The following is a 24,903-nucleotide window of genomic DNA, read 5'->3' on the forward strand; positions in this document are numbered from 1 at the left end:
ATGCACTCCCTTGCCAGACTCTGCATCAAGCGCCCGGTTTTTGCGACGATGCTGATCCTCGCGTTCATCGTCTCGGGCGTCTTCACCTATTTCTCGCTCGGCGTGGACCGGATGCCCAAGATCGACGCCCCCTTCGTGATGGTCACCGTGGTCAACCCCGGGGCCTCCCCCGAGGAGGTCGAAAACGAGATCACCAAGAAGATCGAGGATGCGGTCAACAGCATCAGCGGGCTCGAGGAGCTCACCTCCACCTCCTCGGAGGGGATGAGCCTGGTCCGGATCGAGTTCGCCCTGTCCAAGGACGGGAACGTCGCCGCCCAGGAGGTGCAGAACAAGATCAACCAGGTCATCAACGAGCTGCCGGCGAGCGCCGAGGTCCCGGTGGTGTCCAAGATGGACCCGGACGCCTCCAGCGTGCTGCAGATCGCCGTCAGCGCCCCGCGCTCCACCCGCGACGTCACCCTGATCGCCGACAAGCTGCTCAAGCAGAAGCTCGAGAACGCCGAAGGGGTCGGGCAGGTCCGGATCCAGGGGGGGGCCAACCGGGAAATCCGCATCATTCTCGACCCCGACCGCCTGCGCGCCTATGACCTGACGGTCACCGAGGTGATCGCGGCGGTGCGGAGCCAGAACATGGAGATGCCGGGCGGCAGCCTCCGTTCGGGCGCCCGGGATTTCACGATCCGCACCTCGGGCAAGATCACCGAGCCGGCGGAGTTCAACGACATCGCCGTCGCGACCCGCGGCGGCTACAGCGTCAAGGTGCGTGACATCGGGCGCGCCGAGGACTCGAGCGAGGAGCCGACTTCGGCCGTGCGCCTCGACGGCAACCCGGCCGTGCAGCTGGCGGTGTACAAGCAGTCGGGGACCAACACCGTGGAAGTCGCCGAGGCGGTCAAGCGCAGGCTGGAACAGGTGCGGTCGGAACTGCCCAGGGACGTCAGGGTCGAAATCATCAGCGACCAGTCGATCTTCGTCCAGGCGGCCATCAACAACATCCGCAACCACCTGTTCGAGGGGAGCCTGCTGGCTTGCATCGTGCTCTACTTCTTCCTCGCCAACTGGCGCACGACCCTGATCGCGGCCGTCGCGATCCCGGTTTCCATCATCTCCGCCTTTTCGGTGATGGCCATCTTCGATTACACCATGAACCAGATCACCATGCTCGCCCTGACCCTGATGGTGGGGGTCGTGGTCGACGACGCCATCATCGTGCTGGAGAACATCTACCGGTACATGGAGGAGAAGAAGATGGGGGCGTTCGAGGCGGCCGAACGCGGGACCAAGGAGATCGGGCTCGCCGTGCTGGCGACGACGGTCTCGCTCCTGGCCGTCTTCGTCCCGGTCGGGTTCATGGGGGGGATGACGGGACGCTTCATGAGCGCCTTCGGCTTCACCTGCGCCGGGGCCGTGGTGGTCTCCATGCTGGTGTCCTTCACGCTCACCCCCATGCTCTGCTCGCGCTTCGTGCGCCCGCCGGCCGAAGGGACGGGGCGCCGGTCGAAGGACGCGAAGTTCTTCCGCTTCCTCGACGCCACCTATACCCGCGCGCTGGTCTGGGCGATGGCTCACCGCAAGACCGTCGTGCTCGCCTGCGTCGGGGTGATGCTCTCGATCGTCCCGCTCTTCATGCTGAGCGGCAAGAACATGTTCGTCCGCGACGACCAGTCGCAGTTCAACATCAACATCCGCCTCCCCGAAGGGAGTTCGCTCGCCGAAACCACGCGCTATTCCGAGGACATCGCCCGGAGGGTGCGCGGGCTCGAGGGGGTGACCCACACGCTGAACACCGTGGGCGGGGACTCGGGCGGGGGCACCAACGAGTCTTCCATCTACGTCAAGCTGGTGGACATCGGGGAGCGGGACGAGTCGTCCAACGACATGGCCACGCGGGTCCGGGAGATGCTTCAAAACCACGCGGAGGAGGTGTTCCTCTCCGTGGCCGCCTCGAGCGGGATCGGGCCGGGCGGGATGAGCGACGTCCAGTACTACCTGCAGGGGCCCGACATCGCCAGGTTGTCGGAATATTCCGACCGGCTGGTGGCCCGGGCACGGACCCTCCCGGACCTCGTCGACATCGACAGTTCGGTGCGCTCGGGCAAGCCTGAGGTGCGGTTGGATATCGACCGGGAGCGGGCGGCCGACCTGGGGGTTTCGGTCCAGGGGGTCCAGCAGGCGCTCAATACCCTGGTTGCGGGCCAGACCGTGGGCACCTTCAACGCCGGGGAGGACCAGTACGACGTCGTGGTGCAGGCCGAGGGGCGTTTCCGCGGCAGCGTCGAGGGGCTGGAAAAGCTCGCGGTGGCTTCCTCCACCGGGTCGGTCGGCCTCAGGGAGGTCGTGCGGGCGCGCGAGAGCTTCGGCCCCTCGGCCATCGAGCGGCTCAACCGGCAGCGGATCGTGGAGATCTCCGGCAACCTCAGGCCGGGGGGCTCCCAGTCCACCGCCGTGGCGGGATTCGAACGTTTCATCGAGGAACTCGACATGGAGCCGGGCTACAGGGGGGGCGCGACGGGGATGACGGGGGAAATGGGGAAGGCGGGTTACAACTTCGCGGTGGCGTTCGCGCTCGCCTTCATCTTCATGTACATCGCCCTGGCGGCGCAGTTCGAGTCGTTCATCCATCCCGTGACGATCCTGATCTCGCTGCCGCTGGCGGTGCCGTTCGGGCTCCTGGCCATGCTCGTGACCGGGCAGGACATCACCATCATGTCGGGGCTGGGGCTGCTCCTGCTCTTCGGCATCGTGAAGAAGAACGCCATCCTCCAGATCGATCATACCAACGGCCTGCGCGCCGCGGGGATGAAGCGCTACGAGGCCATCATCCAGGCCAACCGGGACCGGCTGCGGCCGATTCTGATGACCACGATGGCCCTGGTGTGCGGCATGATTCCCCTCCTGCTGTCGCGCGGGGCGGGGGCCGGTACCAACCACTCCATCGGGTGGATGGTGGCGGGAGGGCAGACCCTCTGCCTCGGTCTTACGCTCCTGGCGGTCCCGGTCTTCTACTCGCTCTGGGAGGACCTCGGGCTCTGGCTCCGCTCGCGCCGTTTCATCCGCTGGCCCGCGAAGCGGGCGGCGAAAGCGGCGGCGGCCGCCCTGGTCGCGGCGGTCCTGGCCATCTCGTTCCTCCCCCGGACGGCCGGGGCCGCCCAGGCACCCGGGGAGGACCCGATGCGCCCCCGCATCGGGATAGAGGGAGAACTCCCGGTCGCCCTGGGACAGGTGATCGAGTGGGTTCTGGCCAACGATCCCGAACTCGCCATCTCCCGCATCGCCCTCGAGAGCGCCGGGTACGAAATCGAGACCGCCAAGGGGCATTTCGACCCGGTGCTCGGCTTCGAAGCCTTCAGGTCCAAGACGGCGATCCCGATCGCCTCCGCCATCGGCGGATCGTCGAGCGGCCGGCTGGTCAACAAGGAGCTGTCGTTCAATCCGAAGATCAGCGGGAACCTGCCGTGGATCGGTTCGACCTACAGCCTGGTCTTTTCCGACGCCAAGGAGGAGAGCGACAGCCTCTTCAGCCAGCTCAACCCGCAGTACCCATCGTCGCTGACCTTCAATTACAGTCAGCCCCTGTGGCGCGGCCTGCGCATCGATTCCGGCCGGCGCGCCCTGATGGTGGCCCGCCGCAACCGGGAGCTGGGCGGGGAACAGCTGCGGCAGAAGGTGATCGAACGGGTGACCCGGGGGGTCGAACTCTACTGGGAACTCGCCTACGCGCGGCAGAACCTCCAGGTGCAGCGCGAGGCGGTCGAGCTGGCACGGGCGCAATACGAAAGCAACCGCCGGCAGGCGGAGCAGGGGATCCTGGCGCCGATCGAAGTGGTCGCCGCCGAGACCCAGGTGGCGACTTTCCTGCAGGGGCTGGCCGCCGCGCAACAGGCCCTCACGGCCGCGGAAAACAACCTGAAGCAGATGATCGCGTCCGGCCCGGAGGATCCCCTGTGGGAGACCGCCCTGGTTCCCGAAACACCGCCCGCGGCCGATTTCAAGCCGCCCGATCCCGCCGAGGCGCTCCGGCAGGCACTCGCCGGGCGGCCCGAACTGACCGAGAGCGCGCTCCGTATCGCCATCAACGCCATCGACACGCGCTACTGGCAGGACCAGAAGAAGCCGCAGGTCGACGCCGTCGCCACTTTCGCGGCGTCGGGCCTGGCCGGAAGCCGCCAGGCGGCGAATCCCTTCGGCGACTTCCCGGTGGGATCGGTCCCGGAGCACCTGCTGGGAGGAAACCGCCAGTCGCTCACCAATATCTGGGACGGACGCTATCCTACCGCCAAGGTGGGGATCCAGATTTCACTCCCCCTGCGCAACCGCGCGGCGGCCGGGAACGCGGCCGCCTCCCGGGCCGAAGGGAGGCGGCTCGAGCTCCTGCGCCGGCAAACGGAGATGTACGTGAAGGCCGATGTCCGCAACGCGCTCGAACAGTGGAATGCGGCCGGGATCCGGTACGAAGCGGCCGTCACCGCGCGCCGGGCGGCCGAGGATCAATACGGGAGCGAACAGCGGCAGTTCGAGGCGGGCACCTCCACCATGTTCCTGGTCTTCGAGCGGCAGTCTGCCTTTATCGCGGCCCGGAGCCGGGAGGTGCGTGCCCGCGCGGACCTCGCCGCGGCGGCGGCGAACCTGGACCGGGCCACGGCCCGGACCCTTCAAACCCACCATATCCGGCTTTCGGAATAGGACCGACCGGGCGCGGCATTCCAGGAATTCGCGTGATGGCCAGTTTTTGCTTGACATGCCGTGTGAAACGAATCACAATGCGAAAGAAATAACGGAGCGATGAATTGAACAGGGCATCGTATCGGACCATAGGGCGCTTAACTCATTACTGGAGAGCGCTTAGAGACCTCGAGACCGAGGGGCAGACGTACGCGTACTCCCACCTCCTTGCGGCCAAAGCGCAGGTGACGGCAGCCCAGGTCCGCCGGGACATCATGGTTCTCGGGTACAGCGGCACCCCGGCACGGGGGTACGAGGTGCGCCGGCTGATCGAGTGCATCGAGGCCTACGTTTTCCCCTCGAGCGAACAGCGCGCGGCCATCGCGGGGGTGGGAAACATCGGTCTCGCCCTTCTGAAATTCTTCACCGGCCGCCGGCCGAACCTCCGGGTCACGGCCAGCTTCGAGGCCGACCCGGAAAAGTTCGACCGGCTGATTTACGGGTGCCGGTGCCACTCGATCGACAGCGCCGGGGAAGTGATCCGCCGGGAGGGGATCAGCGTGGGCATCATCGCGGTCCCGGACACCGAAGCCCAATACGTGGCCGATGTCTTCGTCGCCGCCGGGATCCGGGGCATCCTGAATTTCGCCCGGACCCCGCTCGAGGTGCCCGCGGGGGTTTACGTGGAGAACATCGACCTGGCCATGTCTCTGGACAGAGTGGCCTTTTTTGCGCGCCGGTCCCTGAAAACGGAACAGGCGGCCTCGCCGGCCCAGGCGCCATCGACGATAAAGGAGAGCACATCATGAACGACGTGGAATCGGTCCTGAAGAAATTCCCGCGGGCGGGCAGGGACGCCCTTATTCCCATCCTGCAGGAGGTTCAGGAAAGCCAGGGGTATCTCTCCCGTGAAGCGGTGGCCCGGATCGGCAGACACCTCAGGCTGCCGGCCACGAAGATCTACGGGGTGGCGACATTCTACAACCAATTCCGGTTCCAGCCCCGCGGCAAGTACCACTTCACCGTCTGCCGGGGGACCGCATGCCACGTCAAGGGATCCAACCGGGTGCTGGAAATGGCCGAAAAGATGCTGAAGCTCAAGGCGGGGCAGACTTCGCGCGACCGGTTGTTCAGCCTGGAAACGGTGGCCTGCATGGGAGCGTGCGGACTCTCCCCGGTCATGAACCTCAACGGCGAGTTTTACGCGAAGGTCACCCCCCAGAAGCTGGTCAAAATCATCCAGGAATGCAGAGAAACGGAGTCCAAAAATGAGTCTTAATTCCTTCGACAGGACGCTGGCGCCGACGGGAAAATGCTGGGTCGGTTTCCGCGAAATCTCCGAAAGCCTGCTGGGCGACCTCAAGTCGGAACCGTTCGCCGGCGCCCGGGAGGCCGGGACGCTCGAGCAGCTGCTGGCCTCGCTCCGGCGCGAGCGGGTTGCGCATCCGGTCATCTTCATCGGCGCGGGGACCTGCGGCCTGGGGGCGGGCGCGGCCCGGACCATCGCCGCGGTGAAGGAATTCCTGGAGCGGCGGGGCAAAAAGGGGGAAGTCGTCGAGGTCGGCTGCAACGGGATGTGCTCCGACGAACCGATCGTCGACATCCAGATGCCCGGGAAATGCCGTGTCAGCTTCGGTTCGGTGACCGCCGACAGGGTCGACGCGCTGCTCGAGGCGGTAATGTTCGACGACCGGGTGCCCGGGGACCTGGCGCTCGGCCAGTACCACACCCGCGGCGCCGAGCCCTGGGACGGGGTGCGCTACCTCGAGGACCATCCCTTTCTCGCGGGCCAGGTGCGCGTGGTGCTCCCCGCGAGCGGCGTCATCGACCCCGGCGACATCAACGAGTATATCGCCCACGGGGGATACAGCTCGATCGCGCGCATCCTGCGCGGCATGACCCCGGAGGAGGTGATCGACCAGGTGCTCCGGAGCGGGCTTCGGGGGCGCGGGGGGGGCGGGTTCCTGACCGGGATGAAGTGGAAGTTCGCCCGCAGCGCGGCCGCGGACCAGAAATACCTGATCTGCAACGCCGACGAGGGGGACCCGGGCGCCTTCATGGACCGCGCCGTATGCGAAAGCGACCCGCACCGGCTCCTCGAAGGGATGCTGATCGCGGCCTACGCCATCGGGGCGACCAAAGCCTACGTCTACATCCGGGCGGAATACCCGCTGGCGATCCAGCGCCTCAACGAGGCGTTCGCGCAGGCGGAGGGGGCCGGGCTGATCGGCTCCAACATCCTCGACAGCGGCGTCGACCTTTCGATCCGGCTCAAGATGGGGGCCGGGGCGTTCGTTTGCGGAGAGGAGACGGCCCTGATCCACTCCATCGAGGGCAGGCGCGGGATGCCGCGCCCCCGGCCCCCTTTCCCCGCCGTGCAGGGGCTGTTCGGGAAGCCCACGGTGATCAACAACGTCGAGACCCTCAGCAACCTCCCCGTCATCATGGACCGGGGGGCGGACTGGTACGCGGGGATGGGGACCAAGGGGAGCAAGGGGACCAAGGTGTTCGCCCTCTCCGGGATGGTGCGGCGGACGGGCCTGGTCGAGGTCCCCATGGGGACGACGCTGCGAGAGGTGGTGTACACCATCGGCGGAGGCATCCCGAACCGGAAGCGGTGCAAGGCGGTGCAGATCGGCGGGCCCTCGGGGGGATGCGTTCCCGAGGCCCATCTCGACCTGCGCACCGATTACGAGGAACTGAAGGCCTTCGGCACCATCATGGGGTCGGGCGGGCTCGTCGTCGTCGACGAGTCCACCTGCATGGTCGATTTCGCCAAGTACTTCATGGAATTCATCCAGTCCGAGAGCTGCGGCAAGTGCATCCCCTGCCGCGAGGGGACGCGGCGGATGCTGGAGATCCTCGAGGCGGTGACGCGCCCGCGCCACAAGGAGAGCGACCTCGACCCCCTGCTGAGGGTGCAGGGCATCATGCAGCTGAAGCGGCTGGCCGAGACCATCAAGACGACCAGCCTGTGCGGGCTGGGGCAGAGCGCGCCGAACCCGGTCCTGTCGACGCTCGAGTGGTTCCGCGACGAGTACGAGGCGCATATGTTCGAGCGCCGCTGCCCGGCCGGGTCGTGCAAGGAACTGGTCGGTGCCCCCTGCCAGAGCGGGTGTCCCGTCGGGACCGAAGTCTGGCGCTACGTGGCGCACATCGCCCGCGGCGAATACCAGGAGGCCTACCGCGTCATCCGGGCGTCCAACCCCTTCCCGTCGGCCTGCGCGCGGGTGTGCCACCACCCCTGCGAGTCGGTGTGCCGCGCGGGGGCCACCGGGGGTGAACCGATCGCCATCCGGAGCCTGAAGCGCTTCGTGGTCGACACCGTCGTCCCCGAGGCGGAGACCGCGGTGATCGTCCCGCGGGCGGACGCGGCCCGCATCGCCGTCGTCGGTGCCGGTCCCGCGGGGATGGCGGCCGCCGGCGACCTCTCGCGGATGGGGCACGAGGTGACGGTGTTCGAAAGGGAGACGCAGGCGGGCGGCATGCTCATGGCCGCGATCCCCGAATACCGGCTGCCGCGCGAAGGGCTCAAGCGCGAGATCGCCCGGCTGCTCAACCCCAATATCGAGATGCGCTACGGGCAGGCGCTGGGGCGGGACTTCACCCTGGACCGGCTGTTCGCCGACGGCTACAAGGCGGTGTTCGTGGCCACGGGCGCGCACGGCAGCAAGAAGCTGGATCTACCCGGGGAAGAGGCGGCCGGGATCGTTCCGGGCGTCCGGTTCCTGAAAGCCTACAACCTCGAGGGGAAAGCGATGGCCCGGGGGCGCGTCGGCGTCATCGGCGGGGGCAACAGCGCAATGGACGCCGCCCGGGTAGCCGTGCGGCAGCCCGGGGTGGAGAGCGTGACCGTTTTCTACCGCCGCACCCGGGAGAGCATGCCGGCCTACGCGGAGGAGATCGCGGCCGGGCTGGAGGAGGGGGTCGTGCTGGAGACACTGGTGACTCCCGTGGCCGTCGAGCGCGAGGAGGGGCGCCTTTCGGGGCTCCGGCTGCTGCGCAACGGGCTCGGGGCCCCGGACGCCTCGGGGCGGCAGAAGCCGGTACCGATCGAGGGCTCGGAGTTCGGGGTGCCGCTCGACACCCTGATCGTGGCCATCAGCGAGGAACCGGAGACGGAGGGGCTCGAGGGCCTCGGCTTCAGTTCCTGGGGCACCGTCGAGGCCCACCCCGAGACCTGGGCCACGGGCCGGGACGGGGTGTTCGCCGGGGGGGACGTCGTCACCGGCCCCAGCACGGTGATCGGGTCGATCGCCTCGGGCCGGAAGGCGGCGGTGATGATCGATCGCTACGTTTCCGGAAAGCTGATGAAGGTCCTCCCGAAGGTCCAGCTCCCCACGGTCTATATCCAGCCGGTCGGGGAAGTGGACGAGGAGGGGCAGGACCTGCCGCGGCTGGAGCTTCCCCTCCTTCCGGAGGCCCGGAGAAGGGGGTGTTTCGCGGAAGTGGAACTCTGCCCGACCGAAGCGCAGGCCATGGCCGAGGCGCGGCGCTGCGCCCGCTGCGATTTGGAATTCACGCAACCGCAATGACCGAAAGGACGGACGGGGCCCAGGGAACCGGTTGTACTGACAGGACGCATGGATTGAGGTGAACCGATGATCGAGATGCAAGTGGATGGCAGGACTATCGAAGCCAGCGAGGGGGAGACCATTCTCTCCGCCCTCAAACGGGAAGGGATCCAGGTCCCGACGCTCTGCCACATGGAGGGGCTGCCGCCCAGCGGCGCCTGCCGGATGTGTGTCGTGGAGATGGAAGGCGCGCCCGGGCTGATCCCCTCCTGCTCCTACCCCGTGGCCCCGGGAATGAAGCTCCAGACCCGTTCGCTCAAGGTGCTCGAGGCGCGCAAGACGATCGTGGAACTCCTGCTCGGCAACCACCCCGACGACTGCCTCTACTGCGCCCGGAGCGGAAAGTGCGACCTGCAGCAGCTGGCCCAGACCATGGGGGTCCGTCAGCGGTCGTTCCGGGGGAAGAAGAACACGATGGAGCGGGACGTTTCCGGGCCGATCGTCAGGGACCCGGAAAAATGCATCCTGTGCGGGCGCTGCGTGCGCGTCTGCGAGGAGGTGCAGGGGATCGGGGCGATCGAATTCGTGGGGCGGGGGTGCCGCTCCTATATCGGCACCGCGTTCGACCAGGGCCTCAACGTCTCCGCCTGCGTCAATTGCGGGCAGTGCATCATCGCCTGCCCGACGGGCGCCCTGTCGGAGCGCTCCAGCCTGGGCGAGGTCATCGCCGCCCTGGCCGACCCGGACAGGATGGTGGTCGTCCAGCACGCCCCCGCGGTCAGCGTGAGCCTGGCCGAGGAATTCGGGGTCGAACCGGGGCAGGACGTCGACGGCAAGATGGTGGCGGCGCTCCGCCGCGTGGGGTTCGACCGCGTGTTCGATACCTCCTTTGCGGCCGACCTGACCATCATGGAGGAAGCGTCGGAACTGGCCCGGCGGGTCGCGGACGGCGGCGTGCTGCCGATGTTCACCAGCTGTTCGCCGGGATGGATCAAGTTCGTGGAACAGTTCTATCCCGACCTGATCCCGAACCTGTCCACGTGCAAGAGCCCGCAGCAGATGATGGGGGCCATCATCAAGAGCTATTTCGCCGAACGCGAGAAGATCGACCCCGCCCGCATCGTGAGCGTCTCGATCATGCCCTGCACGGCCAAGAAATTCGAGTGCGGCCGGCCCGAAATGGCGCCCGGCTACGTCCCCGACGTCGATTACGTGCTGACCACGCGGGAGGCGGCGCAGCTGCTGCGCATGTTCGGGGTCGACCTGATGGCGATGAGAGCGCAGTCGGCCGACACCCCCTTCGGCGAGCGGTCGACGGCGGGGAAGATTTTCGGCGCCAGCGGCGGTGTGATGGAGGCGGCGGTCCGCACGGCCCACTTCCTCCTCACCGGAAAGGAGCCGGCCCGGCTGGAGGTGCAGCCGCTGCGCGGCATGAAGGGGGCCAAGGAGATCCGGGCCAAAATCGGCGGCCTGGAGGTCGGGGCCGCCGTCGTCAGCGGGCTGGGGAACGCGCGCCGGCTGCTGGAGGAGATCCGGGCGGGGAGGAAGGACCTGCACTTCGTCGAGTTCATGACCTGCCCCGGGGGGTGCATCAACGGCGGCGGCCAGCCGATCGGGTCCGACCCGGACGCGGCGCGCGCGCGGATGCAGGCGCTGTACCGGATCGACCAGAGCGAATCCGGGCGCGTCAGCCACAAGAACACGCAGGTCGCGAGGCTCTACGAGGAGTTCCTGGGCAAGCCGCTCGGGAAGAAAAGCCACCAACTCCTCCATACACAATACAACGCCAGGGATATACTATAGAGCTTCCGCGCGACGGGTGCGGGACCGGGAGCCCCGGAGATGCCGGGCAAGGGAGAGGACGAGAGTGAAAAAGAAGATACTGGTCGTGGACGATGATTTCGATCTCCTCGAACAAATGACGGTGATCCTGACGGCCGCGGGATACGAAGTCGCGGGCGCGGAGGGGCGCGCGGCGGCCGAGGAGAAGCTGCTCGGGTTCAAGCCGGACCTGGCCATCCTCGATCTGATGATGGAGGAGAAGGATTCCGGCTTCGTGCTCAGCCACCAGATTCACAACCTGTACCCCGGCACGCCCCTCATCCTGCTGACGGCCGTCGCCGGGGCCACGGGGCTGTCCTTCTCGGCGCTCTACCCGGAGGCGCAGTCGTGGATCAAGGTGGACCGGATCCTGGACAAGCCGGTGCGGCCGGAGCAGTTGAGGTCGGAGGTGCGCCGGCTGCTGCGGGAACCCGCCGCCGACGCGGCGGGCGGCCACACATAGAGCGGGCGCCCGCCCCGCGGCGGGCAGGCCGGAACCTGGGGGAACCGACATGCAGGCGGCTTGTTTCGTACAGACGATCAGGGAGCGCTGCCGCGTATGTTACACGTGCGTGCGCGAGTGCCCCGCCAAAGCCATCGGCATCTCCGACGGCCAGGCCCGCGTGATCCCCGAACGCTGCATAGGGTGCGGCAACTGCGCCCGGGTGTGCAGCCAGGGGGCCAAGCAGGTGCTCGACGGGACCCGTGACGTGGCCGAGCTGCTCGGAAGCCACGGCGCGGTGGCCGCCGTCATCGCCCCCAGTTTCGCCGCCGAGTTCGAGGAATGCCCCCCCGAGGCCGTCGTCGGGATGGTGCGCGCCCTGGGCTTCCGCCACGTTCACGAGGTCGGGTTCGGCGCCGATCTCGTGGCCCGGGGATACCGGGAGCTGCTCGAGAGTTCCCCCGGCAACCGCTACATCGCCTCCACCTGCCCGGCGCTGGTCGGGTACGTCGAAAGGTACTATCCCGACCTGGTCCCCAGGCTGGCACCCATCGTCTCCCCGATGGTGGCGACCGCGCGCGTGCTCCGGACTCTCTACGGCCCCGGGGTCCCGGTCGTGTTCATCGGGCCCTGCATCGCCAAGAAGGGGGAGGCGGCCGGGCAGGAGGTGGAGGGCGAGGTCGCCGCGGTGCTGACGTTCGCCGAGTTCCGCCAGATGCTCTCGAGCGCCGGGATCACGCCCGGCGCGGTGGCTCCGGGGGATTTCGATCCCCCCTGGAGCGGTCCCGGGGGCCTTTTCCCCATCAGCCGGGGATTGCTGCAGGCGGCCGATATCCGGGAAGACCTGATGCAGGGCGAGATCATGGCCACCGACGGGCGGACCAATTTCGTCGAAGCGATCCAGGCGGCCGAATCCAACAGCCTGGACGTGCGCCTGCTCGAGGTCCTCTGCTGCAACGGCTGCATCATGGGGGCGGGCATGACGGTCGACACCACCCTGTTCTGGCGCCGGAACCTGGTGGGCCGGTACGTCAAGAACCGCTGGCGGGGGGAGCGGCAGGATCGGTGGGAGTCCGACATGGAGCGCTTCGGCGACGTCGACCTCGCGCGCAGGTTCACCCCCTACGACCAGCGCATCGCGCAGCCCTCACGGGAGGAGGTGACGGCCATCCTCGCGCGCATGGGGAAGCTCAGGCCGGAGGACGAACTCAACTGCGGCGCGTGCGGCTACGACACCTGCGTCGAGCACGCCATCGCCATCCACCGGCACCTGGCCGAAACCGAGATGTGCCTGCCGTACACCATCGAGAAGCTCCGGGACACCAACCAGCAGCTCGAGGAGTCCCACGAGCAGCTGGTCAGCACGCAGGAAGCGCTGATGCACTCCGAAAGGCTCGCCAGTATGGGGCAGCTGGCCGCCGGGGTGGCCCACGAGGTCAACAACCCTCTCGGCATCGTCCTGATGCACGCCCACATGCTGCTCGAGGAGGCCGGGGAGAAGACGGAGTGGAAGGAAGACCTCGACATGATCGCGGAGCAGGCGGACCGCTGCAAGAAGATCGTGATGCGGCTGCTCCACTTCGCCCGCCAGAACAAGGCGGTCCTGCGGACGGTGGACCTCGGCGAACTGCTGCGGCACGCGGTCAAGGCCTACCCCTTTCCCGCCCATATCCAGGCGCGGGTGGAGACCCCGATCGAGGACCCCGTGGTCGACCTCGACCCCGACCAGATCAACCAGGTCCTGACCAACCTGTTCGGCAACGCCTGCGACGCGATGCCGGACGGCGGGGCCGTCCTGGTGACCGCCGAAGGGGACGCGGACGGGGTCCGCTTCTCCGTCGCCGACACCGGCATCGGGGTGCCGAAGGACAACCAGTCCAAGATCTTCGAGCCCTTCTTCACCACCAAGCAGATCGGGAAGGGGACCGGGCTGGGGCTTGCCGTTACCTACGGAATTGTTAAGATGCACAGGGGGGACATCACCATGGTGTCCAACAGCGACCCGTCGGCGGGGCCGACGGGGACTCAATTCACGGTCAGGCTTCCGCGCAGGTCGCGGGACGAATAGGCCGGGCGTGGTTCTCGAAAGGAGACTGCAATGGCTCACATTCTGCTGGTCGACGACGACCAGGACATAATCGAGATGAATCGGACGGCGCTCTCCCAGCGGGGGCACAGGATCACGGCCGCGTTTTCGGCCGCCGAGGCGAAAAAGGCCGCCGAGGCGGACGCGCCGGAACTGGCGGTGCTGGATGTCATGATGGAGGAAAAGACGGTTGGTTTCGAGCTGGCGCGCCAGCTCCATGCTCTCTATCCCGCGATGAAACTGGTCATGCTGACGGGCATCAGCAAGGAGATGGACCTGAGATTCAGCTTCGGGCCCGACGAGACCTGGCTGCCGGTGAGCAAGTTCCTGGAAAAGCCGATCAATCCCCGCATCCTGGCCGACGAGGTCGACGGTCTCCTGAAAGAGACTGCATAACGGAAGGACGCCGGCAGTGGATCTCCTGAACATACTCATCGTGGACGACGAATACGGGATGCGGCGGGGGGCGGAGCGCGCCCTGCGGGACATGCACCTGCACCTGCACGACATCAACGGGGACGTCCGCTTCAGCATCCGCACGGCGGCCGACGGCAAGGAACTCGAAGAGAAGATGAACGAGGGCCCGACCGACATCCTGGTCCTCGACTACAAGCTGCCGGATACGACGGGACTCGACATCCTGGACCGTCTCATGAAGCAGCCGCTGGACCTGCTGGTCATCATGATCACCGCCTACGCCTCGCTCGATACCGCGGTGACGGCCACGCGCCGGGGGGCCTACGATTTTCTCGCCAAGCCCTTCACGCCCGAGGAACTCCGGGGCGCCGTCCGGAAGGCGGCGCGGCACCTGATCCTGCAGCGCCAGGCGCGGCGCCTGGCCGAGGAAAAGCGGCAGGTGCGTTTCCAGTTCGTCAGCGTCCTCGCGCACGAGATGAAATCGCCCATCTCCGCCATCGAGGGCTACCTGCAGATGATGCGCGAGCGGGCGGTGGGCGATCGTCTCGCGGATTACGACCATATCGTGGACCGCTGCCTCGTGCGCATCGAGGGGATGCGCAAGCTGATCTCGGACCTGCTCGACATGACCTCGATCGAGTCGGGGCAGCGCCAGCGGGCGATCGCGACCGTCGAGTTGGGCGAGCTCGCGCGCCAGGCGGCGGAAAACGTGAGGGGCGAGGCCGCGCGGCGCGGCATCGCGATCGAACTGGACGTGCCGGAAGGGGCCCGGATGGAGGCGGATCGGGCCGAGATCGAGATGATCTTCAACAACCTCGTCTCCAACGCGGTGAAATACAACCGGGACGGGGGCCGCGTGGGAGTGCGGGTCCGGGACTCCGATGGCGAGGTCCGTATCGCCGTGGAGGATTCGGGCATCGGCATGACGCCGGAGGAGTGCCAGCGCCTTTTCAGCGATTTCTCGCGCATCAAGAACGACAAGACCCGGCACATACTGGGAAGCGGCCTGGGCCTGTCGACACTCAAAAAGATCGTCACGTTGTACGACGGGGATATTGCCGTGAAGAGCCAGCCGGACGCCGGCAGCACCTTCAGCGTGGTGCTCCGCCGGGACGTCCCGAGCGCTTCCCGCTAGCGGAGCAGGGTATGCCTGGATTGAGTGCATTGAAAACCAGCCCGGGGGCGGTCGATTTCATCGACGACGAGTTCCTCGCCCGGCTCCTCGACCAGCCGGCGCCCGACCGGGAGAGGGTCCGGGACATCGTCGCCAAGAGCCTGGGCAAGGAGCCGCTCACGGTCGAGGAGACGGCCGCGCTCCTGAGGGTCGAGGACCCGGAGCTGCTGGAGATGGTTTTCGGCACCGCCCGGACCCTGAAGGAAACGGTCTACGGCAACCGCATCGTGCTCTTCGCTCCGCTCTATGTCGGCAACGACTGCGTCAACGATTGCGTCTACTGCGGCTTCCGGCGCAGCAACGGGCTGGCGGTACGCCGCACCCTCACGCCGGAGGAGCTGTGCGGGCAGGTCGAGCGGCTGGAGGACGCGGGGCACAAGCGCCTCATCCTGGTTTTCGGCGAGCACCCCAGGTACGACGCGGAGTTCATAGCCGAACAGGTGCGCACCGTTTACGGGGTGCGGAAGGGGCACGGAGAGATCCGCAGGGTGAACATCAACGCGGCGCCGATGGACGTCGAGGGCTACCGCACCATCAAGGGCGCGGGGATCGGCACCTACCAGATCTTCCAGGAGACCTACCACCACGAGACCTACCGGCGCATGCACGCCCCCGGCACCCGCAAGGGGGACTACGCCTACCGCCTCGACGGGTTGAGCCGGGCCATGGAGGGGGGGTGCGACGATGTCGGCATCGGCGTCCTGTTCGGCCTCTACGACTGGCGCTTCGAGGTCCTGGGGCTCGTGGCGCATGCGCAGTACCTGCGCCGGCGGCACGGCGTCGGTCCCCACACGATCAGTTTCCCGCGGCTGCGCCCGGCCAGCGGCGTGGAGTTCGCCGGGCTGGGACCGATCGCCGACGAGGACTTCCGCCGGGTGATCGCCACCTTGCGGCTGGCCGTCCCCTACACCGGGTTGATCCTGACGGCGCGGGAGCCGGCCGGGCTCCGGCGCGAACTCCTCAAGCTCGGGGTTTCCCAGATCGACGCCGGCAGCCGCATCGAGATCGGCGGGTACACCGAGCGGGACTCCCGCCAGGTCCGGGACCGGGAGCAGTTCGAGCTGGGGGACACCCGGGGCCTGGACGCGGTGATGCACGAACTGATCGAGGACGGGTACCTCCCCAGCTTCTGCACCGCCTGCTACCGGCTGGGCCGGACGGGCGAGCACTTCATGGAATTCGCCATCCCCGGTTTCATCAAGCGCTACTGCACCCCCAACGCCCTCACGACGCTCCAGGAATACCTGGTGGACTACGCGTCGCCCGCGACGCGGCGGGCCGGGGAGGCCCTCATCCGCGCGGAGCTCGGGCGTCTCGGCCCGGAGGCCAACCGGGACGAGATCGAGAAACGGCTCGAGCGCATCCGGGCGACCGGCGACCGGGACCTCCTTTTCTGAATCCACGATCCGCGGGTGCCGACATGGAAGGTTGCCGGACGGAGCACGATCTGCTGGGGGAGCGGGAGGTGCCCGCGGACGCCCTCTACGGCATTCACACCGCCCGGGCCGTCGAGAATTTCCCGCTCTCGCTGCGCCCCGTCCACCCGGGGCTCGTGCGCGCCTACGGCGCGGTGAAGCTGGCGGCCGCGCGGGTGAACCACGAGCTGGGGCGCTGGGACGAAGGGACGTTCCGGGCCATCGAGGCCGCCTGCCTGGAGATGATGGACGGCGTGCTCGAGCGGCATATCCTGGTGGATGCGCTCCAGGGGGGCGCCGGCACCTCGACCAACATGAACGTCAACGAGGTGCTGGCCAACCGCGCCCTCCAGCTTCTGGGCGCCGCGCCGGGGGACTACGCGCGGATCCACCCGCTCGAGGACCTCAACCGGCACCAGTCCACCAACGACACCTACCCGACCGCGCTCCGGGTGGCCGCCATCTTTTCGCTCCGGCGCCTCCAGGGGGAGGTGATCGGCCTCCTCGGGGAGTTGCAGGCCAAGGAGCTCGAGCTGGCCCACGTGGTGAAGGTGGGCCGGACGGAGATGCAGGACGCCGTCCTGACGACGCTCGGGTGCGCGATGGGGGCCTGGGCGGAGGCGATCGCCCGCGACCGGTGGCGCATCTACAAGTGCGAGGAGCGCCTGCGGGTCGTGAACCTGGGGGGGACCGCCATCGGGACCGGGATCGCGGCGCCCAGGGAGTATATCTTCCGAGTGGTCGACCGCCTGCGGGAGATCACGGGGCTGGGGCTGGCCCGGGCGGAGAACCTGATCGACGGCACCCAGAACGCCGACGCCTACGTGGAGGTGGGCGGGATCCTGAAGGCCTCGGCCACCAACCTCGTGAAGATCGCGTCCGACCTGCGGCTCCTCTCTTCCGGCCCGGAGGCGGGGATCGGAGAAATCCGGCTGCCGGCCAGGCAGGCGGGCTCCTCGCTGATGCCGGCCAAGGTGAACCCCGTCATCCCGGAGGCGGTGACGCAGGCGGCGCTGCGGGTGGCGGCCAACGACCAGGCGCTCGGCCAGGCGTGCGGGATGGGGTGCCTCGAACTGAACCCGTTCCTGCCGCTGGTGGCGGACTGCCTGCTCGAAAACCTGGACCTGCTGGCCCGCGCCGCCCGGATCCTCGGCGAGCACTGCATCCGGGGCCTCCAGGCCGACGAGGCGCGCTGCCGCAGGGGGGTGGAGGCGTCCACCGCCGCGTGGACCGCCCTGGCGGACGCGCTCGGCTACGAAAGGGCGCAGGAGATCTCCCGCCTGGCCCGGGAGGAGGGGAAGAGCGTAAGGGAGGCGGCGCTCGCGCACGGGGGGCTGACCGAAGCGGAGTTCGAGGAGCTGATCGCGCCCGACAGTGTCACGCGGCTGGGGTCCCCGCCGCCGGAGGAAAAGGAATGAAAGATACGCCCAGGGGGATGCGGCTTCACATCGGCCTGTTCGGCCGCCGCAACGTGGGGAAGTCCTCGCTGCTCAACGCCCTCACCCGCCAGGAGGTTTCGATCGTCTCCGATGTCCCGGGAACGACGACCGACCCGGTGGAGAAGCCGATGGAACTGCTGCCGCTCGGGCCGGTGCTCTTCATCGACACGGCCGGGGTCGACGACGTGGGCGCCCTCGGGGAGTTGCGCGCGGGGCGCACCCGGCAGGTGTTCGAACGGACCGACCTCGGGATCCTGGTGGCCGAGGCGGGGAGCTGGGGTGAATTCGAGGAAAGGGTCCTCGGGGAACTCGAGAAGCGGAAGATGCCCGTCATCGTGGTGTTCAACAAGGCGGATATCGGAGCCGCCGCGCCCGAGACGCTGCGGGACCTCGAGGGGCGGAAGGTCCCCGTGGTGGCGACGGCCGCCCGGGAGGGGAGGGGACTGCCGCAGCTGCGCGAGGCCCTGATCCGGTCGGCCCCCGAGGCGTTCCTCGAGGCGCCGCCGATCCTGGGGGACCTGATCTCCCCGGGGGGGGTGGTGGTACTGGTGGTCCCCATCGACCTGGAGGCCCCGCGCGGCCGGCTCATCCTTCCGCAGGTGCAGTCGATCCGCGACGTGCTCGACCACGACTCCTGCTGCCTGGTGGTCAAGGAGCGGGAGCTCCGGGGCGCGCTCGACGGGCTGCGCGAGCCCCCGGCGCTGGTCGTAACCGACTCCCAGGTCTTTCTGAAGGTGGCCGGGGACGTGCCGGACAGCGTTCCCCTGACCTCCTTTTCCATCCTCTTCGCCCGGCTCAGGGGGGACCTGCGGGAGTTCGTGCGCGGGGTGAAGGCGGTGGACCGGCTGCGGCGGGGGGACCGCGTCCTGGTCCTGGAAGCGTGCACCCACCACCCCATCGGGGAGGACATCGGCAGGGTCAAGATCCCGCGCTGGCTCCGGCAATACACGGGGACCGACCTCGACTTCGTCCACCTGCAGGGGCACGATTTCCCGGAGGACATCGGGTCGTACCGGCTGGTCGTCCACTGCGGCTCCTGCATGCTCAACCGCCGCGAGGTGATCTCCCGCATCCTGCGCTGCCGGGAGGCCGGGGTCCCCATCACCAACTACGGGGTGGCGATCACCTACTCGCTCGGGGCGCTCGACCGGGCGCTGTCCCCCTTCCCGGGACTCGGGCGCGGGCGCTGACGCCGGCCGTCAGATCCTGCCGAGCGCCCGGAGGACCCGGTCGGGGGTGGTGGGATAGTCCGTCACCCATTTCCCCGTGGCGTTGTAGATGGCCGAGGCCGTGATTCCCGACATGGCCGCCCCCACGTTTTCCCCCACCCCGAAGGCGCCGAAGGCGGCGTATCCCAGGTGGCTTTCGGTGACATGGCACTCGGCCGGCGGGTAGTCGTTCATCGTCCCGATGTGGTACTGGACCAGGTCGAAGTTCAGCCCCACCCCGGTGCGCGGGCACCAGATCTGCTCCTCCGTGGCGCTCCGGCCGAGCCCCATCACGGCGCCGCCGTACTGCTGGGCCTGCGCCCCGCGCGGGTTGAACAGGTGGCCCACGTCGTTGACGCAGACGATGCGCGTGATGTCGACCATCCCGGTGTCGGTGTCGACCCCGGCCTCGATGAAATGCGCCTGGCGCCCCATGACGTACATCGTCGGATCGGGGCTGCCGTCGGCGGTCAGGCCGGCGACGGTTCCGACCACGGGATGCGACAGGGCGGGGTCGGCGTCCCAGAAGATGTCGGCCACCTCGCGCACCGTCTTCCTGTTTTCCGGGCGGGCTTTTTCAAAAACGAAGCTGTCGCGGACGTCGAGCTCTTCCGGGCGGAGGCCGGGGAACGCCGGGGGCCCGGCGGTCTTGAAGAAGTGGCTCGAGTTGTACGCGGGGGTGGGCCTCACGGCGTACTCGAGGATCTTCCGCTTCAGCTCGCGGGCGGCCATCACCAGCTGGGTGTTGATATAGGCGGTGGAAAAGGAACCGCCCGGCTGCCACATGTAGAAGCTCGAGTTGTCCGAGCGGCGCTCCTGGATCACGGTGTCCTCGTATTTCAGCCCCAGTTCCGAGGCGACGACGTGCCGGGCGCCCGATTCGGTGTCGGAGCCGATGTCGCTGCGGACCCCCACGATGGCCACGATGCCGTTGCGCAGCATCAGGCAGGCCCAGGACATCGCGCTCGCGGGCGCCTGCCAGGTCCATTCGAGCACCTGCATGAAGCCCATCCCGTGCATTTTCCCGTCCGGGAGCTTTCGCGCTCCCGGCGGGTGCCATTTCCGGTCCCAGTCGATGGCCGCTTTCCCCTTCTCGATCACCTCGCGCAGGCTCCAGCGTTCGGGGAAGCCGTTCTCCCTCTGGTAGCGCGTGACCCAGTCCCGGCCGCGACCCCGGCAGCCGTCGTTGCGCAGCGCCACCTCCGTGGGGTCGAGCCCGAACTCCGCGGCCACCCGGTCGAACATGACCCCATGAGGAACGCAGCTGTTGGCCCCGTGGCGGAAGCACATCTGGTGCCCCCGGTTGACGAGCCCCCACTCGCAGGTGGCCCGCAGATTGGGGATCGCCGTCCCCTCGTAGGTCTTCTCGGCCAGGGCGTTGCGCGGGCCGACGACGTGCCAGGCGGCGGAGGCGATGGTCCCGTCCTTTTTCGCGCCGACCTTGCAGCTGTAGGTGCCGCCGTCGTCCCCCAGGCAGTAATGGGCGCTCTCGTCGTACAGGAGCTTGACGGGTCTCCCCGCGGCCCGGCGGGCGAGGATGACGGCCAGCCGGGTGAAGCAGGCGGAGTAGGCGAGCCAGGCGAAGCCGCCGAACATGCACCCCTGGTAGGGGAGGGTGGCCGTGATTTTGGACCACTCGGCGAGGGGGGGGACCGGTCGCTCCCGGGCGTCGGATGGGTTGACGAGGAACCAGTGCGGGATGTCGTGGTGGTGGACCCAGAGGTCGACGAATTCCCCCCGCCACTGGGCGATGCATACCGCGGGTTCGGCTCCCACCGGCGCGTTCATTTCCCGGGTGACCTTGTATTCGATCACTCCGTCCGCCGAGGCGAATCCCCGGTCCGGATCCCCGAGGGTGAAACTCTCCGCCAGGATGGTATTGGGTTCGCGGGCATGGGCGCCGGTGCGCCGGACGTCGGCCATGATCTTGGGCGCGTCCGGGCGGACCGACGCCTCCATGTCCAGGACGAAGGGGATCTCCTCCCATTCGATCTCGACGAGGCGCAGGGCGCGGTCGCAGACCTCCTCGCTGTCGGCCGTGATCGCGACCCCCATGGGGTGCTGGAAGAAGTCGGCCGTGCCGGGGAGGGTCAGGATGTCGTAGTTGCCCGAGATTTCGTACCAGGCCCCGGTGGCGCTGTCATGGGCGATGTCCGGGTCCGTGAATTGGAGCACGTCCCGGACCCCCGGGAGCGCCCGGGCGCGCGCGCAGTCGATGCGCGTGATCCGCGCGTGGGCGTATGGGGAGGTCAGGATCTTGGCGTACAGCATTCCCGGCAGCGTGATGTCGCGGGTGTAGGCCGCCCTCCCGCTCACCTTCTCCCAGGCGTCCTGCCGGCGGATGGACGGCTGCGTCTCGCGGTAGTTCTCCGGCACCTTCCATGTCCACGGCCTGTATTCCATCCCCCCCCCTAGTGGGTCCCGAACAGGATCGCCCCCTGCTGCTGGAGGACCCGCTGGAGTTCCGTGACGTCCGCCTCGAGCCGCCTGGGAGTGATCCCCTGCCGGGCCGCGAGGGCGGCGGCGACGCCGGCGGCCTGGCCCGTGACCATGGTCAGCTGCAGGAAGCGCGCATAGGAGGCGCGGTCGGTCGAGATCGCCTTTCCCGCCACCAGCAGGTTCTCGACCTTCCGGGGGACCAGACAGCGGTAGGGAATGTCGTAGGAGCCGCCGTCCTTCGGGTAGACGATCCCCTCGTAGGAGATGGTGTCGGCCGTGGCCACGTGCTTGGCCCCGCTGGCGAAGGAACTCTTCCCGATCACGTCGGGGAATTTGCGCGCCTCGGCCACGTCCCGCTTGCACAGGACATAGTCCCCCACGATCCGCCGGCTCTCCCGGATCCTCAGCTCCGGGCAGACGCGCGTCAGGTAGGAGTTCTCGAACCCCGGCATGTAGCGCTTGATGAAGCCCAGGGCCATCCGGATCTGCGCCCGGCACTCGATTTCGCAGCGGGTCAGGTCGCGGACGTCGGTGGGGTCGGCGTTGCCCACCTGCGAGGAATGCTGGAAGTGCGCCTGCAGGACCCCGTTGTCGCGCGGCATGATGAAGAAGCCGACGCCGCTGTAGGGGTGGTACTCCCCGGCGGCCACCGCGCGATCCCGCAGGGTGTAATACCCCATGAAATTGGTGATTTCCCTCACGTCCTCGACCCGCCGGATCCTCTCGACGATCTCCTCTTCGGTCCAGCCGAGGTAGGGATGGGTCATGGCGTTGAACTCGTAGGCCGCGTTCTCCTTGACGTAGCCCAGCACCTTGTCCCAGTCGACCCCGTCGACGGTGAAGGAGACCGTGTGCGGCTCCAGTTCCTCCTTCGGGACCTGGTCGCAGGGAGCCCCGGCGCGCGCGGCCAGCTCCCCCTCCCCGGTGCAGTCGATGACGACCTTGCCGAGCACGGTCTGCCGGCCGGAGGGGTTTTCCACGATCACCCCGCGGATCGCGTCCCCTTCCATGACCGCGTCCACGACCAGGGAATGGAGCAGCAGTTCGACGTTGTTTTCCGCCATCATCTGGAAGACGAGGAGCCCCCAGTAATCGGGGTCCACCAGGGCGAAGCTGTAGCCGACGCGGAAATCGGGGGTGGTGTGGGGCAGGGCGTGCCCCGCCTCGAGCAGCCGCCGGTGGGTTTCCTCCATGATCCCGGCGATGATCTGCTCCCGGCGCGGGTTGAACATGTAGGCGTAGGCGAACCCCGGCGGCCCGGACACGTTCATCTGCCCCCCGAGGGCGCCGAGGCGCTCGATGAGGAGGGTGCGCGCGCCGGCGCGCGCGGACGCGATGGCGGCCGCTACCCCCGAGGTGCCCCCGCCGGCTATGACGACATCGTATTCACCGTATATTTCCATGCACTCTCTCCGCTGCGCCCCGCGGGCGGCTGGTCAGTTCCTGAATTGCTCGATGCTCCGCGCCGGGGTGCCGTCGGGCAGGGTCACCGGCAGGACGATCCCCTCGCTGTGCAGCGCCCAGGGGAGGATGACGCCCGAATGCCCCCCGCGCCCCCCGGCGACGACCACCTCGATGTCCCGGGGCGACCGGGTCACCGGCATCGGGTGGCGGTGGGCGAACTGCGGGGGGCGCACCGGGACCAGCCCGCGGTTACGCACCATGGGCACGTCGTGGACCGCCCTCAGGTGGATATGCTCGCGGATGGCGTCCTTGGTGTACCCCGAGTTTTTCAGCATCATCCCGTGATCCGGGGTCAGGACCAGCACCAGCGGCCCCGGGATGTAGGCGTTGTTGGTCCCGAGCGTCGTGCAGCAGTCGGTCAGGGTGTCGAGCAGGTCGTGGCCGTCCAGGCTCAGGAAATCGATAATGTCGTGTTGCGGCTCCGCCTTGAGCACGTAGACGGTCGTGGTCCGGGCGTCGCAGCGCTCCTCGTTGATCATCGGCCACTGGGCCAGGGAGGGCTCCTCGGCGAAGCAGTAGGTGAACTCCGCCTGGGAGGCGAGGCAGTCGAGGTCGCAGACGCCGGGGACCGCCCGGCACACGTCGAGGATGACGAGGTTGACCGCCCGCCCGATGGTGGCGTTGGCCGGATACCCGGGACCCAGGCACCCCTGCCGGCCCGAGATCCCGATCTCCCGGGCGATCGGGCCGCTGACCAGGACGAGGTTCCCCCCGGGGTGGGACGTCGTCACCGACTGCAGCAGGTTGTAGCGCGGGTCGGCCATCGCCCGGAACGCGGCCACCAGGACCGGCATCGCCTCGGGCCGGCACCCGGCCATCACCGCCGCGACGGCGACGTCGCGGACCGTGACGTCCTTGCCCGCGGGTCCGACTTCGCGCCAGAGGGGGGTTCCCGGCGCGAAGGGGCAGCAGGAGAACATCCTTTCGAGGCGTGCCGCGGTCGGGGGGATGACCGGCAGGCCGTCCCCCAGGTGTTCCCGGTCGAGGTACTCCATGATCTCTTCCATGTAGCAGCCCGGTTCGTACACCCTCTCCTCGCGCGGCTCGATCCCCGCGGTGACGGGAAGCAGCCCGTCGGCGGCGGGGGGGACGAGGTCCATCTTGAAATCGATGCGGGCGGCCTCCCGGACCCGCTCGGGCGTCCCCGCGAGCGAGTCCATGATGAAGTCCCACTTGAGGTCGACCTGGGCCCGCACCTCTTCCCGGGTGCTGGCCTGGTAGATGTCGATCTTGCACAGGCAGAGGTTCCCCGCGCGGTAGACCGCGACCCCCTCGACCAGGTCCCCGCCGGGGGGGGCTGTGATGTAGACGCTCGGGATGCCCAGCTTCTCCAGCGCGATGGTGACGATGCAGGTCGCGGGGGAGGTCCCCATGTCGCCGAGGGCCACGACGGCGGCCGCCGGCTTTTCCCGGGCCAGCATCGCCGCGTACGCCTCCAGTTCCCGGGTGTCCTTGCCGCGCACGGTTTCCCGGTAATCGACGAAATTCGAGATTCCCAGCCCGCGGAGGCGCTCCCGGATGCGGACGAAGACTTCGTCGTAGTTGCAGAAGCCCAGTTTCGTGTTGTCGTAAAAGAGAATTTTGCCCCGCCTGAGGTCCTCGATGCCGCCGCGGGGCGCCAGGGGAACGGTCGGCCGTTCCTGGTGCCCGCGCGGATCGAGGAGCGGCGCCAGTTTTTTATCCATCGATCCCCGTCTTTCCCTGGAGGGTGTATCCCGTGACCGGGGTGCCGCCGCCGAACCGGCGGGAGGCGCCCCGTGTCCCTGCCGGCCCTTTGTACCACAGAAGGGGGAGGGGGTGGCAAGACCTGATGGGGAAG

General features: G+C 68.2%; 15 protein-coding genes. 12 read left to right on the plus strand and 3 right to left on the minus strand.

All coding sequences use genetic code 11. The annotated features are described in order from the left end of the window. The 12 genes from GXY47_02570 to hydF all read left to right on the plus strand — a co-directional run bounded on the left by GXY47_02570 (position 1) and on the right by hydF (position 19,163). Positions 1-4,686, plus strand: a complete 4,686-nt coding sequence (locus GXY47_02570; GenBank protein NLV30013.1) for a TolC family protein — start codon at positions 1-3, stop codon at positions 4,684-4,686. A 104-nt stretch (positions 4,687-4,790) separates the two neighbouring features. Further along, positions 4,791-5,474, plus strand: a complete 684-nt coding sequence (locus GXY47_02575) for a redox-sensing transcriptional repressor Rex (GenBank protein NLV30014.1) — start codon at positions 4,791-4,793, stop codon at positions 5,472-5,474. Continuing rightward, a complete protein-coding gene (gene nuoE, locus GXY47_02580; protein NLV30015.1) occupies positions 5,471-5,944 on the plus strand; it encodes an NADH-quinone oxidoreductase subunit NuoE in 474 nt (157 codons plus the stop codon). Before GXY47_02575 ends, nuoE begins: the two co-directional genes overlap by 4 nt. Next, entirely contained in the window at positions 5,934-9,200 is a 3,267-nt protein-coding gene (locus GXY47_02585) for an FAD-dependent oxidoreductase (protein NLV30016.1), read from the plus strand. Before nuoE ends, GXY47_02585 begins: the two co-directional genes overlap by 11 nt. Before the next feature lie 66 nt (positions 9,201-9,266). After that, positions 9,267-10,982, plus strand: a complete 1,716-nt coding sequence (locus GXY47_02590) for a 4Fe-4S binding protein (GenBank protein NLV30017.1) — start codon at positions 9,267-9,269, stop codon at positions 10,980-10,982. Positions 10,983-11,046: 64 nt separating this feature from the next. Continuing rightward, positions 11,047-11,463 carry a response regulator gene (locus tag GXY47_02595; protein NLV30018.1) on the plus strand — a complete coding sequence of 139 codons (417 nt, stop codon included), beginning with the start codon at positions 11,047-11,049 and terminating at the stop codon, positions 11,461-11,463. Positions 11,464-11,512: 49 nt separating this feature from the next. Next, positions 11,513-13,510, plus strand: a complete 1,998-nt coding sequence (locus GXY47_02600; GenBank protein NLV30019.1) for a 4Fe-4S binding protein — start codon at positions 11,513-11,515, stop codon at positions 13,508-13,510. A gap of 30 nt (positions 13,511-13,540) precedes the next feature. Continuing rightward, on the plus strand, positions 13,541-13,924 hold the full coding sequence (locus GXY47_02605) for a response regulator (protein NLV30020.1): 384 nt from the start codon (positions 13,541-13,543) through the stop codon (positions 13,922-13,924). A 16-nt stretch (positions 13,925-13,940) separates the two neighbouring features. Next, a complete protein-coding gene (locus tag GXY47_02610; protein ID NLV30021.1) occupies positions 13,941-15,080 on the plus strand; it encodes a response regulator in 1,140 nt (379 codons plus the stop codon). Positions 15,081-15,091: 11 nt separating this feature from the next. Further along, the gene (gene hydG, locus GXY47_02615; protein ID NLV30022.1) at positions 15,092-16,516 is read left to right on the plus strand and encodes a [FeFe] hydrogenase H-cluster radical SAM maturase HydG; all 1,425 of its coding nucleotides are present in this window, start codon (positions 15,092-15,094) and stop codon (positions 16,514-16,516) included. Between the two features lie 23 nt (positions 16,517-16,539). Further along, the gene (locus GXY47_02620; protein ID NLV30023.1) at positions 16,540-17,952 is read left to right on the plus strand and encodes an aspartate ammonia-lyase; all 1,413 of its coding nucleotides are present in this window, start codon (positions 16,540-16,542) and stop codon (positions 17,950-17,952) included. Next, a complete protein-coding gene (gene hydF, locus GXY47_02625; protein ID NLV30024.1) occupies positions 17,949-19,163 on the plus strand; it encodes a [FeFe] hydrogenase H-cluster maturation GTPase HydF in 1,215 nt (404 codons plus the stop codon). The genes GXY47_02620 and hydF overlap by 4 nt, the downstream gene beginning before the upstream one ends. Before the next feature lie 9 nt (positions 19,164-19,172). On the opposite strand, the gene GXY47_02630 is transcribed toward hydF, so the two are convergent. Genes GXY47_02630 through GXY47_02640 form a run of 3 tightly spaced genes read right to left on the minus strand, consistent with a single transcriptional unit; the run spans position 19,173 to position 24,769 of the window. Next, the gene (locus GXY47_02630) at positions 19,173-21,584 is read right to left on the minus strand and encodes a molybdopterin-dependent oxidoreductase (protein NLV30025.1); all 2,412 of its coding nucleotides are present in this window, start codon (positions 21,582-21,584) and stop codon (positions 19,173-19,175) included. A gap of 8 nt (positions 21,585-21,592) precedes the next feature. Next, positions 21,593-23,023 (minus strand): FAD-dependent oxidoreductase, encoded by a 1,431-nt coding sequence (locus tag GXY47_02635; protein ID NLV30026.1) that lies wholly within the window; start codon positions 23,021-23,023, stop codon positions 21,593-21,595. Between the two features lie 33 nt (positions 23,024-23,056). After that, the gene (locus GXY47_02640) at positions 23,057-24,769 is read right to left on the minus strand and encodes a hypothetical protein (protein NLV30027.1); all 1,713 of its coding nucleotides are present in this window, start codon (positions 24,767-24,769) and stop codon (positions 23,057-23,059) included. Between the last annotated feature and the right edge of the window lie 134 nt (positions 24,770-24,903).

The organism is Acidobacteriota bacterium (assembly GCA_012729555.1).
In the GTDB taxonomy this organism is placed as follows: Bacteria; Acidobacteriota; UBA6911; order UBA6911; family UBA6911; genus UBA6911.

Excerpts from the sequence above, each read along its gene's own strand:
- GXY47_02585 (NLV30016.1), top strand. The coding sequence starts at position 5,934 with ATGAGTCTTAATTCCTTCGACAGGACGCTGGCGCCGACGGGAAAATGC.
- GXY47_02630 (NLV30025.1), bottom strand. The coding sequence starts at position 21,584 with ATGGAATACAGGCCGTGGACATGGAAGGTGCCGGAGAACTACCGCGAG.
- GXY47_02570 (NLV30013.1), top strand. The coding sequence starts at position 1 with ATGCACTCCCTTGCCAGACTCTGCATCAAGCGCCCGGTTTTTGCGACG.
- GXY47_02605 (NLV30020.1), top strand. The coding sequence starts at position 13,541 with ATGGCTCACATTCTGCTGGTCGACGACGACCAGGACATAATCGAGATG.
- GXY47_02600 (NLV30019.1), top strand. The coding sequence starts at position 11,513 with ATGCAGGCGGCTTGTTTCGTACAGACGATCAGGGAGCGCTGCCGCGTA.
- GXY47_02635 (NLV30026.1), bottom strand. The coding sequence starts at position 23,023 with ATGGAAATATACGGTGAATACGATGTCGTCATAGCCGGCGGGGGCACC.
- GXY47_02620 (NLV30023.1), top strand. The coding sequence starts at position 16,540 with ATGGAAGGTTGCCGGACGGAGCACGATCTGCTGGGGGAGCGGGAGGTG.
- hydG (NLV30022.1), top strand. The coding sequence starts at position 15,092 with ATGCCTGGATTGAGTGCATTGAAAACCAGCCCGGGGGCGGTCGATTTC.
- nuoE (NLV30015.1), top strand. The coding sequence starts at position 5,471 with ATGAACGACGTGGAATCGGTCCTGAAGAAATTCCCGCGGGCGGGCAGG.
- hydF (NLV30024.1), top strand. The coding sequence starts at position 17,949 with ATGAAAGATACGCCCAGGGGGATGCGGCTTCACATCGGCCTGTTCGGC.
- GXY47_02590 (NLV30017.1), top strand. The coding sequence starts at position 9,267 with ATGATCGAGATGCAAGTGGATGGCAGGACTATCGAAGCCAGCGAGGGG.
- GXY47_02640 (NLV30027.1), bottom strand. The coding sequence starts at position 24,769 with ATGGATAAAAAACTGGCGCCGCTCCTCGATCCGCGCGGGCACCAGGAA.